Below are 16,266 nucleotides of genomic sequence, written 5' to 3'. Positions count from 1 at the left end.
TATATCCTGTTCCGGTAAACTATAAGTACAATTGATCGCAACGTAAGGAGTTAAGTTAACATGGAAGCTATCCACAAAAGATTAGATCGAATTGAGTTTCATATGCGCTTACTTGCTAAAATGGAGGAGGAAGGGGATTACCCATTTTATCGCCTTGTGATTGACAGAGGGTTAACCGAGGCTGAGGTGACAGAAGTGTTTCAATTATGTGTAGAAGTAAATCAAAAAATGCATGAACAAATCGAAGAAGGTCTCTTAAACCGTTCTACGTTGCTCACGCATTTCGTAGGAATGTTAACGATTAAATTAGATCCATTGACAACCATTAAAGCCCTGCTTGCTCAGGAGGAGACGTACAGAGAACTTATGGAGACGCTCCTAAAAGTTTCCCCTTACCGTTAATACGAGTTTAACTGTTCTTCATCATCCTGGTTTGTGAATTCTTTTGAGAATTCACTCTCAAGCTTGGTAAATGACTTTTGGAAGATTTCCATAAAATCTTCTCCATAAAGTCCTTTAATCACACACATCATTTCTGTGAATTCTGGGAATTTCCCATAAAGGTCTCGAATTGGCATGGAAGCTTTTAAGACACTATCACGATTTGGTGAATAATGTTTCCACGTTTCCTGCAACAACTTCTCACCTTTTTCAGTAAGCTGTACATATGTATTGCGTTTATCATTCTCTTTTTTTGAAAATGTAAGAAGTGCTCTAGATTCCAGTTTTTTAGAGAAATTAAAAGCGGTGGAAACGTGCATCACGCCAAATTTGGCAATATCAGAGATAGAAGACCCGTCAAGATGATAAGCAATGGAGAGGATATGATGTTCATTAATGTTGAGGTCAAAGGGCTTTAACCATTCTTGCCAGTCACGTTCAACGGATTTCCAGAGTGCTTTACTCAATTGGCCAATACGATGACTGAAAATCATCGCTTCTTGAATCGATATTTCCTGTTCTTCCTTCATAAAGGCCCTCCTTTTCATCTCACTTATTCAAGCTATATTAGAATATTGTTGATCGTCTGTAAAAAAACCGGCTATTTCGAAGCCGGACTGTTTACTTCATCTTTAACTGTTTCAATCGTTTTCTGCATTTCTTCTACATCTTCTTTCAATCTTGTTAAATTAGGTTGAATATCTTCTTGATAGGAAGTAATCGAACGCTTCAGATCTGCAGCTACTTCTTGAATCACTTCTTTGCCTTCAGAAGACAGCTGCTTCACTTGAGCAGTGAGTTCATTCAAATCGCTTTTAAGCTTTAAAAGTCCTTCCTTTATGTCATCGCGTTTAACCTTCGTTTCAGCGATTAGTTCTTTTCCTGATTTAGGCGTTGTTAATAAGACAGAAGCAGCGGAAACCACTCCTCCAAATATAAAGCCTGTTAGTAACGTTTTCGTTTTCCCCATGATGCTCATCCTTTCCGATCCTAATCCTTATATGGGCACTTAAACACATAAGTTCGCCGTCTCCAACAAAAATCCTGCTTCATTTGTTCATTATTCTATCAGGTTATGAAAACAGTTTTTTGTACATATATCTTAAACTATAAGCTAAGGTAATGGGAGGGGACGGGTATGGCTGGATTTATTTTTTTCCTTATAGCAGCTGGTAGTTTATTATTAACCGCTATGGTTAGTCGCTTATTACTTATTAGAAAATATTCTTTTCACAATGACCAAATGATTCGCAAACAAAAAAGTGCTTATTTGTTTGGAACTTGCGCCCTTGTTTTTCTAGTACTTGGCATTTCGATGGCGATGCTTGTTTTCTAGCGACGCTTTCATATTTTCCCCATGTGTTTCAAGTCGCAAACATAAAAAATTCACTTTCATGGTTAGAAACACGCTCATTTGAGGTATCTTATAGAGAGAAGGGTAACAAAGGAGCGTGACACTATGAATCGAATGGTAAAAAGTGTTTTTAAACGAATGACTAAGAAAGCTGTATCCGTGATGAAAGATAAAGACCAAATGCAGGAGATTTCAGTTGAATCGTTAAAAAAGGGAGCTCTTTATAAAGGTCGTAAAGGAATGGATGATATGTGGGTTGATGTAAAAACCTTTTCGCGGCTTGTTCAAGAAGTTCGAAAAGGTCGCTATCGCGATATCTCCAAAAAATCTGTCATCCTGATTGTAGGAGCCCTTCTTTATTTCGTGAGTCCGATTGATGCAGTGCCAGATTTATTAGCTGGTATCGGTTTACTAGACGATGTGGCTGTGATTGGGTTTGTAGCAGGGCAATTAAAGAATGAATTAGAAAAGTTTCGTGAGTGGGAAACGGGTGTAAAAATATAAAAAATCCGGCCAATTTGGCCGGATTTTTGTTGCATTTAAAAAGCAAAACTAGTGCGTTTAAGAATCGATTGAACGACTGGAAAGATTAGTACCATTGCAATGGTATTTACTGCAGCAGTTGGTAGAACGACAGTTAAAAATAATCCTGTAAATGCAGCGCCACCAGGCAGTCCTGTGAAAACAAGTGCAGCTCCAAGGAAAATAGCACCGCTAATCATTGTTCCAATCGCGGTTAGGATCCCAACAGTGATGAGTGACTGTCCAAAACGCTGTATTAGAAGATAAAGTCCGAAGAAGGCAAACGCTGTAACGGGCTTATCAATCATGTTTGCAAGCTGTCCACCAGGAAAGGTAGTAGTTGCAGCAGATATTACGCCAGTTGCAAGACCAAGTACTAGAACGCTTTTACGCTCGGGGAATAGTAAGATTCCTAGAAACATCATCGTTAGAAGCATATCGTTTTTCATTCCTGAAATTAAACCAGGAATAATCGCGTGCAGAATTGTTCCGATCCCAAGCAGTAAAGCCATTAGTACTAAATTTTTCGTTTTCATAAAAAATCTCTCCTCTTCTCATCTCATTCTCCATCTTTTGATGGTGCTCTCTCCAGCAGTGCGCTATGTGCCTGCTGCGAAAGAACTAATTTTGTATATCATAACAAACGAAGGTCCTATTGAAAAGTGTTAAATATTGTGTTTGTGATGAAACGTATGCATAAAATCACATAGAGCGCGTACAGAGTCCATCGGAACGGCGTTATAAATGGAAGCACGACATCCGCCCACAGAACGATGGCCCTTCAGGCCAACAAATCCTTCCTCTTCAGCTTCTTTAAGAAACAGCTCTTCAAGCTCTTTACTAGGTAGAGTAAAGGTTACATTCATAGAGGAACGACTTTCTGCCTCGGCTGTTCCGCTGTAGAATCCTTTGCTACCATCAATGGTGGTATAAAGTAATTTTGTTTTCTCTGCGTTCATTTTCTCTATTTCATCTAAACCACCTTTATCCTTCGTCCATTCTAAGACAAGAGAGAGCATATAGATCGCGAAAGATGGCGGGGTGTTATAAAGAGACTTTTTATCAACGTGAGTCCGATAGTCTAACATAGTAGGGAGATTATCAGGAATTTCACACAGTAAATCTTTTTTCAAAATGACAACTGTAACTCCAGCTGGTCCAAGGTTTTTCTGGGCACCAGCATAAATAAGTCCGAATTGATCAATCGGAAGAGATCGACTCAAGATATCACTCGACATATCCGCAATAAAAGTGGACGCTTTATGCTGAGGGAAGTTCTTCCACTGTGTACCGTGAATTGTATTATTTGATGTCAGGTGGACATAGGCATCTTTTTCACCATATTTTAGTGCGTTTAAATCAGGTATACGTTTGAAATCAGCCTCTTTACTACTGCCCCCAATGTACGTTTCTCCGATTTTTTGGGCTTCTGTTAAGGCCTTTTGAGACCAGCTCCCCGTGAGAAAGTAGTTCCCTTGGGACCCTTCGTGAAGAAAATTCATAGGAATCATGGAAAACTGTAGACTAGCGCCACCTTGTAGAAAAAGAACTTCATAATCGTCTGGAATTTGAAGCAGTTCTCTTAGAAGGTGATTGGCTCCATCATGAATCTTCTGATACTCTTTGCTTCGATGACTAAACTCCATAATCGACATGCCCTGCTGTTGAAAATTAAGAAGCTCAGTCTGGGCATGGCTAAGCACATCTTGCGGTAGGGCAGACGGACCAGCATTAAAATTATAACGACGCTCCACGAATCGACACTCCTTTAGCAATGTAATGCGATGCTTCAATTAAACTTGTACTCATCCTATCATTAAAGGATTCTAGGTTGCTATGTTTTTTTCTAATCTTTTCGAATATTTCGTTCGATCGAGCAGAAGCATTTGCTCTCTGTTCTCATTTTGCTATTCTATATAGAAGTGAATGTTAAGAAAGTGGTGTTATACAATGTATCGCGAAAATAAACCAACTCATATTGGACCATATGATCATCCAGATATTTATCCAGGACCACGACCAGCTTCCTCCTTTCTATACCATAATGGAAAGGCGCATCGCATTGATGAAAGAGAGCATGTACCGGTTGAGAAGCAAATTGTTCATTATGCAAGAGGGGAAGACGTTTCAGGATCTCTTGCGTTTTCGAGTTCAGAACAATTTACGGTAGAAGAATTACTATTATCCGAAGGCTTATCTCCAATCGAAGAGCGAATACCGCTCTTAGCATATGGTTCAAATGTTTGTCTTGCTCAACTTCGGTATAAATTTAGTCTGAATCCTGATTTAAGTGATTTTATTCTATATTATCGAGCAGAATTAAAAGATACTGACGTAGTAGCTGGCTCTTTTCTTGCCCCCTACGGAGCGCTTCCAGCCGTTATTGCACCTGTTCCTGGAGCCACTACTGAAGTATGGGTAACGTTTGTTGATCGTGAACAGCTTGAGCTTTTAAACCGGACAGAGGGCGGCTATGTGTTGCGAGAACATCTTCATGGAAAGTTGACGCTTAAAACAGGTGAACACTTTGAGCGCGTGTATGCCTACTATTACCCCCATGCTTTTTTGAGGGAAGGCTCTTACGTTCGATTTAAAGATATTCCCGGTGAATCTGAATTGCCTTCGATGTGGCAAGCTGATTTATTAAATGAATTGAAAGCAATGCTAGGTTACGGAGGACATCGTGAAGAGTTTATCCATGAAATAAGGTGGAACCCTGATTTGCGCACTAAATTATCTACAATGTTGAATGGAATGAATCATACCTTTGAACATCCTGATTGGGGTATACCAAATGGTTTTTATACATTGAATGAGATGACCCGTTCCCAACTAAAAAAGAGACCATAGAGGTCTCTTTTTAAAGTAGTGAGAAGAAGTTACTGAGATAGCTGTGAACGAATCCCTTCAGCTAGGCGCTGCAACTTTTCTGAATCGTACTCGTCTTCATGTGTTTTCCAAACGGCTCCAAACCCGTCTCCTTTTCCGTAGCGAGGAATCAAGTGGAGATGGTAATGGAAGACGGACTGTCCTGCGATCGCTTCATTGTTATTAAGAATATTCATGCCTTCAGGAGTAAAGTTCGCTTTTAGAGCATTAGCGATCTGAGGAACCGCTGCAAAAAGCTTGGACGCGGTTTCGGGTTCAAGTTCGTAAATATTTTGTTTGTGCTTTTTAGGGATAACGAGCGTATGTCCTTCCGTTACCTGAGTAAGGTCGAGAAAAGCTAGTACATCTTCATTTTCATAAACTTTGGCAGAAGGAATTTCTCCATTAATAATTTTGCAGAAGATACAATCAGGTGAATGGCTCATAAGTCTCATCCTTTCCATCTTTTTATCCATCGTACCATAATTTTCTTTTTTGAGTCGAAATAGAAAAAAGGCTCTGCCGGGGGTGCAGAGCCTTGAGTGTAACTTGATTAAGGGAAGACGCCACACTCTTTATAAGGATGCGCCTAAAGGAGAGGATCTATTCAATGCGTTTGAAGTTTGACTGTTCTAGCATCTGCACTACGAAAAAGGTAAGATGTGGATAGTGAATGAAAAGTCAGTTTAACTCAATCTTTCACTACCAAATGAAAAGTTTGTTAAAATAAAAGCAAATGATGAAATGAGAGGAACGCTATGAAGAATTCAATTTTAGAAGTTAGTCATCTTACTGGTGGGTATCAGGCAAATAAGCCTGTCCTTCATGATGTATCTCTACGAGTCAATTCAAATGAGATTGTTGGGTTAATTGGCCTTAATGGGGCTGGTAAAAGCACGACAATAAAACATATTCTGGGCTTGCTTGATCCAATGAATGGTGAAATTAAAGTGGGTGGGACGACTTTTGCTACCAACAAAGATGGGTATCGCAAACAGTTCTCTTACATACCTGAAACGCCTCTTTTATATGATGAGTTGACTCTGTGGGAACATTTGCAGTTGACGGCATTAGCGTATGAACTTGATGAGGCGTGGAAGGAGCGAGCGGAAGCGCTTCTGCAAGAGTTTCGAATGACGAATATGAAGAAGTGGTTCCCAGGGCATTTTTCGAAAGGCATGAGACAAAAGGTGATGATCATGTGCGCCTTTCTCGTAAGACCATCCCTCTATATTGTTGACGAGCCTTTTGTAGGACTGGATCCTATCGGTATCCAATCCTTCCTTGATATGATGCTTGACATGAAAGATAAAGGGGCAGGGGTGCTCATGTCGACACATATCCTTTCAACTGCTGAAAGATACTGCGATCGTTTTGTTATCTTGCATGATGGACACATTGTGATGGCTGGTACAATGACAGAATTACGAAATCAAATTGGGAATAATTCTGCCACGCTTGATGACATTTATATTGAAGCGACCAGGAGTGGGAAATGATGCAGCTACAAACGTTATGGAAAGAAAGGGCAGGGGCATTCTGGAACATTGCCATGCGCTATTTTAGGCTTATTGGTAATAGCAGCTTTTTATTCACCGTTGTTCTAGCTCTCATTTTTGGGGCGTATTATTACAGTGAAATTCTAAAGGTGCTACCTGAATCATTTCCCGGGGTGGCAGTGATGACGGCAATAGCCGCTATTGTGCTTGTTCGGACACCTCTTCGATTCTTTTTATCTGAAGCAGATCTTGTCTTTCTGTTGCCTGCCGAAAATCGATTGGAAGGTTATTTCCGTCAATCGCTCATGTATAGTTTTGCCCTTCAACTATTCACAACAGTCGTTGTCATGACGATTTTAGCTCCGCTTTATCAACACGAAATGGCTGCTGGTACGGGGTATTATGTGTTTGTAATAGGTGTGCTTATTGTATTAAAAGGTGCGAATGTCTTCATGAAATGGATGGAGTTGCATTTACCTGCACACCACTCCGTTTTTGTGTATATGCTGACAAGACTGGTGATCAACATTCTTGTTACTTACTTACTTCTAATACAGGCGCAATGGTTATTGGTCGCTTTAGCTGCTCTCCTTTTCGTTTCTATTTTCTTCTTAATGTTTCTGCCTCTTCAGCGAAAATATGCGATTAAGTGGGAGAAGTTGCTAGCCATGGATGAGCAGCAAAGTATGAAGTTTTATCGTACTGCTAACTTATTTACAGATGTACCTAAATTGAAGCAATCCGTTAAGCAGAGACGATTGTTAAGTACGCTTGCAGAGAAGTTATTACCGTCTCATTCTGTATATGCCACCCTTTATCAAAAAGCGTTTATACGCAGTAATGAGTATTTTGGAATTTATTTTAGATTGTGGCTGTTAGGTCTCGCTGTGATAGCATTCGTGCCTGGTTTACTCGGAAAAGTGATTGGTGCTGCTTTAATTATTTATTTGACAGCTACTCAGTTACGTACGCTTTATCCTCATTATCAAGCACATGTTATGGTAAAACTTTATCCTTTACCGGAACAAGAACAAGCGAAAGCTTTTCGTCTTTTGCTACTTCGCCTATTAGGAGTACAGGCAGCAACGTTCGCAGTGCTTTCTTTTCTTCTGTCTCTTAATATAATCGTATTTTTATCTGTGCTATTAGCAGGCATCGTAGCCGTTGTTTTGGCAACGTCTCGCTCTGTTGTAGTTAGACGATCAGCTTCTTAAACTTTAAAAGTACAATAGAGGCAAAGGGTGTATAAGGACATGAACTATCAACAAGAAGTAGAGGAAGAACTTGAGGCGTGGGAACGAACAATAAAAAGAAAGTCATCGATGGTTTCGCGATCAGCCAAAAGAATACAAAGTCGGATTAATGATCTTATTCCTGAACGGGTTCACTCGATTGTAACGACGAGTATCAAGACTATGGTACAAGGTGTACTCCTTGGAAATACGTATACGGTCCATCCGCCCAAAAGCCACCAATCACTTCGGGTGAGTGATCAACAAGCTAGAGAATTAATACGCAAATACAAACGAATTGCTGCGACAGAAGGTGCGGGTACAGGAGCGGGAGGGATCTTATTAGGGTTAGCTGATTTTCCTTTACTTTTGTCCATTAAAATGAAATTCCTTTTTGATTTAGCAAGCATTTATGGATTTGATGCCAAGAAATTGGATGAACGAATTTTTATCCTTACTGTTTTTCAACTTGCTTTTTCATCTGATCATATCAGAAAAGAAAGTTACGATAAGGTTATTAATTGGGAGGAAAGCCTAAAAGAAGCACCTAACATGCTAGAGACACATGATTGGAGATCTTTTCAGCTTGAATATCGAGATTATATTGATCTCCCTAAATTACTTCAAATGATACCTGGAGTAGGCGCGATTGTGGGGGCTTATGTGAATTATCATTTTCTTGATTGGCTCGGTCAAAATGCAATGAATGCTTATCGTATCCGGAGAATGAAAGAAGAAAATGAGCAAATATAGAGAAAAGGACCAGCTGAGATTATACCCGGCTGGTCCTTTTCTCTATATTTGCTTTTTGAAAGTCGGTAAGGGATGACGTTTATTCAAATCGTGCGTCGCTAAGAATGCGGTCCATTTCTTCCATATGATGTGTTTCATCTGCAATCATATCATCTAGCTTCACAACGAGTTCAGTAAAGCCAAGTTCTTCCGCTTGTTTTTTACGCTCTTCATAACGATCAATGGTATCCTTCTCAGCAGTGCGAGCTTCTAGGAGCATTTCTTTGACATCTGTTAGTTGCTTCACTTCTGCCGGTGCAGTAGTAGGGGTACCGCCTAATACTTTAATCTTTTCTGCAAGGTAAAGGGCATGGCCCTGTTCATCTGCAATTTCACTTTCAAAGAATGGTTTCAATGTTTGACGATATAAGCCGGATACAACTGCTGCGTTATAAGTGTACATAATACTTGCAGCGTATTCGTTAGCAAGGTCTACATTTAGTCCATCGATGAGTTCTTGTTTTTTGTCTGCCAATTTAAACATCCTTTCTAAAGCTTTGCTGTTTTGGTTCCATATTAATTTTACCCTTACATTGGCAAGATAAAACATAAATCAAAAGATATTTAGGGAGAATAGAATTGATGTTTGACAGACGTTAGGAGGGGTAATAGTCATTATATCAGTGACATGATTACATTTATCTAGGAGGGTTTATCTTGAGTAAGATTGCCGTATTAATGACAGATATGTTTGAGGATGTAGAATACACGAAGCCCGCAGAACAGTTTGGAAATGCTGGGCATTCCTTAACAGTAATAAGTTCAGAAGCAGGTAAAGAATTAACTGGAAAACAAGGCGAGGCTAAAGTTACATCTGATAAAGGAATTGACGATGTAAAACCTGAAGAGTATGATGTTCTGTTTATTCCTGGAGGTGTTTCTCCAGATGAGCTACGAGCAGATGACCGTTTTGTTGCATTCACGAAAAAAATGATGTTTATGAATAAAAAAACACTCGTTATTTGTCATGGACCACAGTTGCTCATTTCAGCAGAAGTATTAAATGGAAGAAATATTACTGGATTTAAATCCATTCAAACAGATTTAAAATATGCTGGAGCAAACGTATTTGATGAAGAGGTTGTTGTCTGTGGAGGCAATCTCGTGAGCAGTAGAAATCCAGATGATATTCCAGCGTTTATCGAAAAATCGTTATCCGTGATGGATAGCTGATTGAAGGATGGATAGCTGATTGAAGGAGTGGAATCAATGTCTGAAAAAAATCATTTAGTTAATAAAGATAGTGAACTTAACGTGAATAAAGTAGATAATACGTTAGATCGAATGAGTGAAGAACAGATGGATGATATTCTATCTAATTTCGAACAGTTTAAATCTTATCTAGCTACGAGAGTAGAGCTGGGAGAAAAACTAGGGCTAAGCGAAGAGAGATTGGCTCAAGGAGCAGAAAAGGTTGCTGGATACTTAGCTAAGAAAGAAGAGCCGAAAAATAGAGAAGAGAAACTTCTTCAAGAGCTTTGGCTCGTTGGTAATAAAGAACAAAGACATGAATTAGCTCATCTTCTCGTCCGTATGGTATTAAATAAAGAAAACTAAGGAAAAAGCCGCTGCTGGTTCAGCGGCTTTTTTTAAAAGTCTAAATAGACAGGTGTGAGAATATGAACAAAAATGAGTTTTTTAGCAAGCTTCCAGGGGCGCTAAAACAAAAAAAGGTTTGGTTACCTCTATTATTAAATGCTTTAGGTCTATTAGTTGCTATTTTAGCGATTATGTTATTTTCAGAGTTAGCGGAAGAAATACTTGAAAAAGAAACCCTTCAATTTGACCAATCGATTAGGTCAGCAATTGACCCGATTCGTTCGGATGGGTTGTTAAACGTAATCGAAGTCATTACAGAGTTAGGAGCAGTCTGGTGGATTACAGTCGTTTCAATCGCAACAGTAGCGATACTGTGGTTTAAGAAGCGCGATGGATGGAGTATTCTTTTTTTCATCATTGCCCAGGCTGCCGGAGGACTATTAACAAAAGTGTTAAAACACTTCTTTGCCAGGTCGCGTCCTACTGTGGATGCTGCTTATGATGCAGTCGGATATAGTTTTCCAAGTGGTCATGCAATGGGTTCATTTCTGCTCTATGGATTTATTGGATATCTGATCATAAGGAGCCAGAGGGGGAAGGCAACCAAATGGATAAGTGGGTTACTCGTACTTCTCTTTATTCTATTGATTGGATTTAGCCGAATCTATTTAGGCGTTCATTATCCAAGCGATGTACTAGCAGGCTATGCAGCTGGCACCCTCTGGCTATTTGTTTGTATTTTCTCATTAGAGTGGGTTCTCTGGATGAAACGTTCTTCTATTAGTTTTGGCTCAGTTCGGAAAGTTTTTTCCAGTAAGAACAGTTAAGTATTTTGGTAGAACTTCGAGTGTAGACGGGGTCGTGTAATAGCGTTCTCCGTCACAATCGATTGTTTGTTCTGGACTGGCAGTTATGCTTAGATTCTTAGTTTGGAAGTGAACAATATCTTCGTTAAACCGAGATTGTTTGAACACTTTTGATTGAAAAATTGACCAAAAAGTTGGAAGAGACGTTTCTTTAATGATTAAAACATCGAATTCTCCATCTTGCAGGTTGTTTTCAGGGAAGAAAGCTTGAATGCCCCCTGTAAAAGGACCGTTCCCCACAATCATCATGACGGCTTCCCCTTCAAAATTCGTTTCATCCGCCTCCACTTTTAGGTGAAAAGGTTCTGGATTACTAATGGTTTGGGCTGTGCTAATGTAATAGGAAAGCCTTCCGAAAACCTCTTTTGTGTCAGGATTGATATTCTCTGATGTTTGAGTAATTAATCCAATTCCCCAGAAGTTCAAGAAATATTCGTCATTAGATCGCCCGACATCGATAAGGGAACGGTTCTCTTCTAGAAGCTGTTCAACAGCTTGGATCGGGTTTTGATTAATTCCAATGGCTCGAGAGAAGTCATTACAAGTCCCTCCAGGAATCACACCAAAAATAGGACGTTTCTCCCTCTTACAAATCGCGTTTGCGATTTCGTAGATGGTACCATCCCCCCCGGCGCCGATAAGAATGTCGACATCATCCGCTAATTCTTCTACTAATTCAGCACCGTGCCCTTCATGTTCTGTCTTGTGTAAAGATACTTGTTCATATTTTTCTTGAAGGCGTTCTTGTATCAAGTCAATTTGATTAACCATTTTAACATTTCCAGCTTTTGGATTTAATATAATAGCTACTCGTGTCATTGCAGTTTCTCCTTTCACATAATCTCTCTTTCTTATTCCCTTCTGACTGGACACCTACACTTATATAGCGAGATTAAAATAGTAAATAGAACTAAAATAAGTTGTTGAATTGGACCAATAAACACAATTCGTGGGTATGTTGAGTGAATCGTGAGTCATTAGCGAGTGAATCAGGCTCATGACATTTTTTTTATGGGGAATTATACTATTATAGGTAGATACATACTTTTATTAAGTAGGAGCTTAAATATGAAGAACATCATAAGAATATTTTTGAAAGATTGGAGAAGTATCGGAACAAACTGGGTAGCAGCTATATTATTAGGAGGTCTCATTATACTTCCCTCTCTATACGCCTGGTTTAATATTGGTGCTTCATGGGACCCTTATAGCCAGACCGATCAGTTGCCGGTAGGGATTGTCAATGAAGATGAAGGAGCTACCATTCGAGATAAGGAAATTGATGCGGGGAAAGAGCTGACGAAAGAATTAAAAAACAATGAGCGTATGGAATGGCACTTTTCTAATCGAGATAATGCAATGGAAAAGCTTGAATATGGTGATTACTTTGCGGTGATCGTTATTCCAAAAGATTTTTCCACGAAACTTGGGACCGTTATTAATGACAAGCCAGAGAAAGCAGAAGTTGAGTATTATGTGAATGAAAAGGTAAATGCCATTGCTCCTAAAATCACAGAAAAAGGGGCAAGCGTCATTGTTGACCAAATTACTAGTAACTTTGTTTCCGTAGTGAATGGGACGATTTTTGATTTGTTTAATGAGTTAGGCGTAGAATTTGAAAAAGATCTTTCAGATATACAGAAGTTCGAGGAGTACGTATTCAAACTTGAGGAGAACCTTCCAGAAATAAACCGTTTAGTTTCAGACGCGATGTCTGATTCAAAAGATGCAGAGAAGGTCATTAATCAAGTTCAAGGACTTCTTCCTGAAGCGGAACAAATCACAAGTGAAGGCATTAACACGATTGATGATACCACTCAGTTTCTTAATGAAGCGGAAGGCAGATTGAATGAGCTTGCACCTCAGGTTAAAGAAGACCTAACGAAGGCACAACAAACAGCAGAAAACGTGAATCAGTTTTTAACAGATATAAAAACACCAGATATTGATCTTTCTTCAATTGAGAAGATCAGAGGACAAATGGACCAACAAGTTGATGACTCTATTCAACGAATTAATAATGTTCAAGGCGTTTTAGAACAGGTGACGAGCGGTAGTAATGCAAACACAGGAGAGGAGGGAAAAACAGAAGCAGATGAACTGAACCAGGGTGAACATGAAGCAATCAATCAAGCAATTACAGATCTTGATCAAATTAAAGCACAGCTAAACACGATTAAAGGCGACACTCAAAAGATCGACGCCGAATTAGCTGACAAACAAAAAGAAGTAGATAATCTATTATCATCACTTCAAGAAAAATCAGGTGATACGGCTAATAAAATCGACTCATTTCTAAAAGAGTACAACGAAAACATTGAACCTAAAGTACTTTCAGAAGTAGCGAGTGCAAAAAACACATTGTCAAATGCACGCTCCACGTTAAAAGAGGCACAAACAACAATTCCTGAAGTGGAACGAATTCTCTCAAGTACAGAAGAGAATATAGGAGAAGGTCAAGATATTTTAGCTTATATGCTCAATGAGTATCCATATGTGAACGATAAAGTAAACCAACTTGCCGATCGAATTCGAGAGATCCAGGGAGAAACCGATATCAATGACATTATTGAACTCTTGAAAAATGACCCTATGGCCGAACAAAGTTTCTTTGAAGAGCCTATTGTATTAAGTAAAAATTCTCTGTTTCCCATCCAAAATTACGGAACGGGTATGACGCCGTTCTACACAGTGCTTTCCTTATGGGTAGGGGCACTACTTTTAGTGTCACTATTAACAACAGAAGCATCTGGGCTTGAAGTTTCAAATCGCCAGGTGTATTTTGGAAAGTTACTTACTTTCATTAGCGTAGGTTTTCTTCAAACCCTCGTTGTCACATTAGGAGATCTTTTTATACTTCGAGTTGATATTGTGCATCCCGTCCTATTCGTGCTGTTCGGACTGGCCACTAGCTTTGTATTTATGTTAATGGTTTATACGCTCGTTTCTGTATTCGGTGATGTAGGAAAGGCAATGGCTATCGTTTTTCTCGTTCTCCAAATTGCAGGTTCTGGAGGAACTTATCCAGTCGCGTTATTACCAGAATTCTTTCAGAAGATTCATCCATTCTTGCCCTTTTCTTACGCGGTTGATTTGATGCGAGAAGCAGTTGGGGGAATTGTATGGGCGCGTGTAAAAGAAGACTTATTCTTTCTAGGAGTGTTTGCTATTGTGTTCCTTCTATTAGGTGCATTCCTTAAAGAGCTTCTAAGTAGAAAGACCAATCAACTCATGAAGAAATCTAGAAAATCCGGTTTGTTTCATTAAAGTTAGACTGAGAAAAGGCAGCGTGCTGACACGCTGCCTTTTCTTTATTCTGCTTCTTCTTTTGGTAAACGTTCTTCATTGATTTCTTCTTTAAAAGCATAGGTAAACGTTAGGGCTACGAGAACACCACCACCGATTAAGTTCCCGATACTTGCTGGGACAAGGTTAAAGAAAAGAAATTCAATCCATGAATATTCAGATCCGTGGATAAAGGATGTACTGAAATATCCCATATTCGCTACACTATGTTGAAAATTTCCAGCTACGAAAATAATGACGGGAAGCGTAGTTGCAAGTACTTTACCGGTTAAATCACGAGCTGCAGTAGCTAGAAAGGCAGCCATGCCAATTAACCAGTTTGCAATAATTCCGGAGAGCAAGATTTGAAACCACCCTACTGTACCATCAGATAGGAATTTCATTTTATGTTCCGTGTAAGTGGCTAATTCAGAATAGAATTCAGGCGTTAACGAACCCGATATTACGACAAGAGCACCAACTAGTAAAGCGCCGATTAAGTTACCGAAGTAGCAAACGACCCAGAATTTCAAAATGTTCTTTGGAATCCAAAACTTTCTTTGAAGGATATATGTGGGGAGTAATACATTTACTTCTGTAAAGAGGATAGCTCCTGAAATAAAGACGATGGCATATCCAGTTACAAAACCAATACCGGCTAGGAGGTTACTAACACCTTCCGTTTCCACTCCCATTGCAATGAGTACAGAAAAAATTGCGCCAAATGTTACGAAGGCTCCAGCTAGAATAGATAGTACAAACTGCCTGTTCAGTGGTCGGTCGCTGTGAGATTTTCCCTTTGCGATAAACGTTTCAACAATTTGTGCTGGAAAGTAAAACTGTCTTTCTGGATACTTAACTTCATCATGTTTCTTACTTGGATCTGCCACAAAAATGCTCCTATCTTTTTTCTTTTTTATTAAATACCCTTATTCGTAGGAAATATAAACCAACGGATGTGTGACGGAGAAGATAAACGTAAAAAAGTGGGTTGTGTGTCGTTTTTTTGCGAATTTCCTGGGAAATGTGATCAGATCATGTCTAAATAAGCGAGATGGCGTCCCACCTCGCTTTCTTTAAAATTTCCAGTATCCAGTTTTTCCGTAATGGGTATGGAGATCTTCTTCAAAGCGACGTGATATCGGTTCATTAATTCGATATTCAGGAGCTTGACGTATCTCTTCTTTGTTCACACTTACAATAACTGTTCGATCCTGCCAGTTAATTTCCTTAATCCATTTTGTAGAGAGAAGGACTTCTTTTCCTGAAAACCAGTTCTTTGTATCAACGATAAGATAGCGTAGCTGCCACGTCTCTTCATCAAAGATAAAATCTTTCACATGGCCAATCTCACCGTCAGTGGCCTGGATGTGATAACCTGCTATTTCTTTTGTGCTACGCAGGTGGTTTTCCTTTTCTTCAGTCGAGTTGTGTAGGGAAGAATCGGAATCTGGCCAATCATCAGCCATAAATGATTTAGGAGACATCCCGTTACCCCATGCCCCTGTTCCTACCCAATAATATGGCCAGCTAAAATGACGGTTAACGTCCATCTCATGTTTTCTGGAAATAGGTTGATCGGTATCAATGTCCGGGCTATCACTTACTTCATCAGATGTGAGCGATACGGAGATTAATTCATGCTCATGGTCTGTATGTTCAATAGAAATAGGTGAAATCAGTACTTTTCGACCGGGTAACCATTTATGAGTATCGACGACTAGATAGCGAACAGCCCAATGTTCATCATCGAAATAAAGTTCTTTTAGAATCCCTTTTTCTCCATCTTTCGTATCAATCGTATATTTATAGACTTCGTTCTCGCTTACTAGCATAAAACTCACTCCCCTATCAAATATTCATTTAAT

The 16,266-nt window shown here is 39.4% G+C and carries 20 protein-coding genes; 11 read left to right on the top strand and 9 right to left on the bottom strand.

The features are described from left to right. Window positions 1-60: 60 nt before the first annotated feature. Entirely contained in the window at window positions 61-402 is a 342-nt protein-coding gene (locus PQ511_RS13930) for a DUF1878 family protein (protein WP_273852519.1), read from the top strand. Here the strand turns inward: PQ511_RS13930 and PQ511_RS13925 are convergent. Both PQ511_RS13925 and PQ511_RS13920 read right to left on the bottom strand, forming a co-directional pair. Beyond that, window positions 399-971, bottom strand: a complete 573-nt coding sequence (locus PQ511_RS13925) for an HTH-type transcriptional regulator Hpr (RefSeq protein WP_273852517.1) — start codon at window positions 969-971, stop codon at window positions 399-401. The genes PQ511_RS13930 and PQ511_RS13925 overlap by 4 nt on opposite strands. 71 nt (window positions 972-1,042) lie before the next feature. Then, on the bottom strand, window positions 1,043-1,411 hold the full coding sequence (locus PQ511_RS13920; RefSeq protein WP_273852516.1) for a YtxH domain-containing protein: 369 nt from the start codon (window positions 1,409-1,411) through the stop codon (window positions 1,043-1,045). A gap of 168 nt (window positions 1,412-1,579) precedes the next feature. Between PQ511_RS13920 and PQ511_RS13915 the strand changes: the two genes are divergently transcribed. Continuing rightward, a complete protein-coding gene (locus PQ511_RS13915) occupies window positions 1,580-1,777 on the top strand; it encodes a hypothetical protein (RefSeq protein ID WP_273852515.1) in 198 nt (65 codons plus the stop codon). A 123-nt stretch (window positions 1,778-1,900) separates the two neighbouring features. Continuing rightward, on the top strand, window positions 1,901-2,299 hold the full coding sequence (locus PQ511_RS13910) for a YkvA family protein (RefSeq protein ID WP_273852514.1): 399 nt from the start codon (window positions 1,901-1,903) through the stop codon (window positions 2,297-2,299). Window positions 2,300-2,334: 35 nt separating this feature from the next. On the opposite strand, the gene PQ511_RS13905 is transcribed toward PQ511_RS13910, so the two are convergent. Together PQ511_RS13905 and serC are read right to left on the bottom strand one after the other, a co-directional pair. Then, window positions 2,335-2,853 carry a tryptophan transporter gene (locus PQ511_RS13905; protein WP_273852513.1) on the bottom strand — a complete coding sequence of 173 codons (519 nt, stop codon included), beginning with the start codon at window positions 2,851-2,853 and terminating at the stop codon, window positions 2,335-2,337. Between the two features lie 129 nt (window positions 2,854-2,982). Then, complete coding sequence (gene serC / locus PQ511_RS13900) at window positions 2,983-4,071, bottom strand: 3-phosphoserine/phosphohydroxythreonine transaminase (RefSeq protein ID WP_273852512.1); 1,089 nt, start codon at window positions 4,069-4,071, stop codon at window positions 2,983-2,985. 196 nt (window positions 4,072-4,267) lie between these two features. Between serC and PQ511_RS13895 the strand changes: the two genes are divergently transcribed. Continuing rightward, on the top strand, window positions 4,268-5,167 hold the full coding sequence (locus PQ511_RS13895) for a hypothetical protein (protein WP_273852511.1): 900 nt from the start codon (window positions 4,268-4,270) through the stop codon (window positions 5,165-5,167). Window positions 5,168-5,196: 29 nt separating this feature from the next. On the opposite strand, the gene PQ511_RS13890 is transcribed toward PQ511_RS13895, so the two are convergent. Beyond that, on the bottom strand, window positions 5,197-5,631 hold the full coding sequence (locus PQ511_RS13890) for an HIT family protein (protein ID WP_420541709.1): 435 nt from the start codon (window positions 5,629-5,631) through the stop codon (window positions 5,197-5,199). Between the two features lie 312 nt (window positions 5,632-5,943). On the opposite strand from PQ511_RS13890, the gene PQ511_RS13885 reads away from it, so the two are divergent. The 3 genes from PQ511_RS13885 to PQ511_RS13875 are packed head-to-tail and all read left to right on the top strand — an operon-like array spanning window position 5,944 to window position 8,669. After that, window positions 5,944-6,684, top strand: coding sequence for an ABC transporter ATP-binding protein (locus PQ511_RS13885; RefSeq protein ID WP_273852509.1), 741 nt, complete (start codon window positions 5,944-5,946; stop codon window positions 6,682-6,684). Next, a complete protein-coding gene (locus tag PQ511_RS13880) occupies window positions 6,681-7,898 on the top strand; it encodes an ABC transporter permease (protein ID WP_273852507.1) in 1,218 nt (405 codons plus the stop codon). Before PQ511_RS13885 ends, PQ511_RS13880 begins: the two co-directional genes overlap by 4 nt. 39 nt (window positions 7,899-7,937) lie before the next feature. Then, window positions 7,938-8,669: an EcsC family protein gene (locus PQ511_RS13875; RefSeq protein WP_273852506.1), complete on the top strand. Its 732-nt coding sequence runs from the start codon at window positions 7,938-7,940 to the stop codon at window positions 8,667-8,669. A 79-nt stretch (window positions 8,670-8,748) separates the two neighbouring features. Here the strand turns inward: PQ511_RS13875 and PQ511_RS13870 are convergent, their stop codons facing one another. After that, window positions 8,749-9,183 carry a ferritin-like domain-containing protein gene (locus PQ511_RS13870; RefSeq protein ID WP_226659470.1) on the bottom strand — a complete coding sequence of 145 codons (435 nt, stop codon included), beginning with the start codon at window positions 9,181-9,183 and terminating at the stop codon, window positions 8,749-8,751. 182 nt (window positions 9,184-9,365) lie between these two features. On the opposite strand from PQ511_RS13870, the gene PQ511_RS13865 reads away from it, so the two are divergent. From PQ511_RS13865 to PQ511_RS13855, 3 genes are all read left to right on the top strand, one after another. Next, the gene (locus tag PQ511_RS13865; protein ID WP_420541708.1) at window positions 9,366-9,881 is read left to right on the top strand and encodes a type 1 glutamine amidotransferase domain-containing protein; all 516 of its coding nucleotides are present in this window, start codon (window positions 9,366-9,368) and stop codon (window positions 9,879-9,881) included. 36 nt (window positions 9,882-9,917) lie between these two features. After that, the gene (locus tag PQ511_RS13860) at window positions 9,918-10,265 is read left to right on the top strand and encodes a DUF3243 domain-containing protein (protein ID WP_273852505.1); all 348 of its coding nucleotides are present in this window, start codon (window positions 9,918-9,920) and stop codon (window positions 10,263-10,265) included. A gap of 62 nt (window positions 10,266-10,327) precedes the next feature. Continuing rightward, on the top strand, window positions 10,328-11,074 hold the full coding sequence (locus tag PQ511_RS13855; protein WP_273852504.1) for a phosphatase PAP2 family protein: 747 nt from the start codon (window positions 10,328-10,330) through the stop codon (window positions 11,072-11,074). On the opposite strand, the gene PQ511_RS13850 is transcribed toward PQ511_RS13855, so the two are convergent. Further along, entirely contained in the window at window positions 11,039-11,932 is an 894-nt protein-coding gene (locus PQ511_RS13850) for a diacylglycerol/lipid kinase family protein (RefSeq protein ID WP_273852503.1), read from the bottom strand. The two genes, PQ511_RS13855 and PQ511_RS13850, sit on opposite strands and share 36 nt — an antisense overlap. Window positions 11,933-12,181: 249 nt before the next feature. Between PQ511_RS13850 and PQ511_RS13845 the strand changes: the two genes are divergently transcribed. After that, window positions 12,182-14,380, top strand: coding sequence for a YhgE/Pip domain-containing protein (locus PQ511_RS13845; RefSeq protein ID WP_273852502.1), 2,199 nt, complete (start codon window positions 12,182-12,184; stop codon window positions 14,378-14,380). Window positions 14,381-14,424: 44 nt separating this feature from the next. On the opposite strand, the gene PQ511_RS13840 is transcribed toward PQ511_RS13845, so the two are convergent. Next, window positions 14,425-15,288, bottom strand: a complete 864-nt coding sequence (locus PQ511_RS13840) for a formate/nitrite transporter family protein (RefSeq protein WP_273852501.1) — start codon at window positions 15,286-15,288, stop codon at window positions 14,425-14,427. Window positions 15,289-15,474: 186 nt separating this feature from the next. Next, the gene (locus PQ511_RS13835) at window positions 15,475-16,233 is read right to left on the bottom strand and encodes a PRC-barrel domain-containing protein (protein ID WP_273852500.1); all 759 of its coding nucleotides are present in this window, start codon (window positions 16,231-16,233) and stop codon (window positions 15,475-15,477) included. Between the last annotated feature and the right edge of the window lie 33 nt (window positions 16,234-16,266).

Source organism: Guptibacillus spartinae (genome assembly GCF_028610625.1).
GTDB classification, from domain to species: domain Bacteria; phylum Bacillota; class Bacilli; order Bacillales; family Guptibacillaceae; genus Guptibacillus; species Guptibacillus spartinae.
The sequence above is the reverse complement of the archived record's forward strand: the minus strand, read 5'-3'. Positions and strand labels throughout refer to the sequence as shown.

Excerpts from the sequence above, each read along its gene's own strand:
- PQ511_RS13930 (WP_273852519.1), top strand. The coding sequence starts at position 61 with ATGGAAGCTATCCACAAAAGATTAGATCGAATTGAGTTTCATATGCGC.
- PQ511_RS13925 (WP_273852517.1), bottom strand. The coding sequence starts at position 971 with ATGAAGGAAGAACAGGAAATATCGATTCAAGAAGCGATGATTTTCAGT.
- PQ511_RS13920 (WP_273852516.1), bottom strand. The coding sequence starts at position 1,411 with ATGGGGAAAACGAAAACGTTACTAACAGGCTTTATATTTGGAGGAGTG.
- PQ511_RS13915 (WP_273852515.1), top strand. The coding sequence starts at position 1,580 with ATGGCTGGATTTATTTTTTTCCTTATAGCAGCTGGTAGTTTATTATTA.
- PQ511_RS13910 (WP_273852514.1), top strand. The coding sequence starts at position 1,901 with ATGAATCGAATGGTAAAAAGTGTTTTTAAACGAATGACTAAGAAAGCT.
- PQ511_RS13905 (WP_273852513.1), bottom strand. The coding sequence starts at position 2,853 with ATGAAAACGAAAAATTTAGTACTAATGGCTTTACTGCTTGGGATCGGA.
- PQ511_RS13895 (WP_273852511.1), top strand. The coding sequence starts at position 4,268 with ATGTATCGCGAAAATAAACCAACTCATATTGGACCATATGATCATCCA.
- PQ511_RS13890 (WP_420541709.1), bottom strand. The coding sequence starts at position 5,631 with ATGAGCCATTCACCTGATTGTATCTTCTGCAAAATTATTAATGGAGAA.
- PQ511_RS13885 (WP_273852509.1), top strand. The coding sequence starts at position 5,944 with ATGAAGAATTCAATTTTAGAAGTTAGTCATCTTACTGGTGGGTATCAG.
- PQ511_RS13880 (WP_273852507.1), top strand. The coding sequence starts at position 6,681 with ATGATGCAGCTACAAACGTTATGGAAAGAAAGGGCAGGGGCATTCTGG.
- PQ511_RS13875 (WP_273852506.1), top strand. The coding sequence starts at position 7,938 with ATGAACTATCAACAAGAAGTAGAGGAAGAACTTGAGGCGTGGGAACGA.
- PQ511_RS13860 (WP_273852505.1), top strand. The coding sequence starts at position 9,918 with ATGTCTGAAAAAAATCATTTAGTTAATAAAGATAGTGAACTTAACGTG.
- PQ511_RS13855 (WP_273852504.1), top strand. The coding sequence starts at position 10,328 with ATGAACAAAAATGAGTTTTTTAGCAAGCTTCCAGGGGCGCTAAAACAA.
- PQ511_RS13850 (WP_273852503.1), bottom strand. The coding sequence starts at position 11,932 with ATGACACGAGTAGCTATTATATTAAATCCAAAAGCTGGAAATGTTAAA.
- PQ511_RS13845 (WP_273852502.1), top strand. The coding sequence starts at position 12,182 with ATGAAGAACATCATAAGAATATTTTTGAAAGATTGGAGAAGTATCGGA.
- PQ511_RS13835 (WP_273852500.1), bottom strand. The coding sequence starts at position 16,233 with ATGCTAGTAAGCGAGAACGAAGTCTATAAATATACGATTGATACGAAA.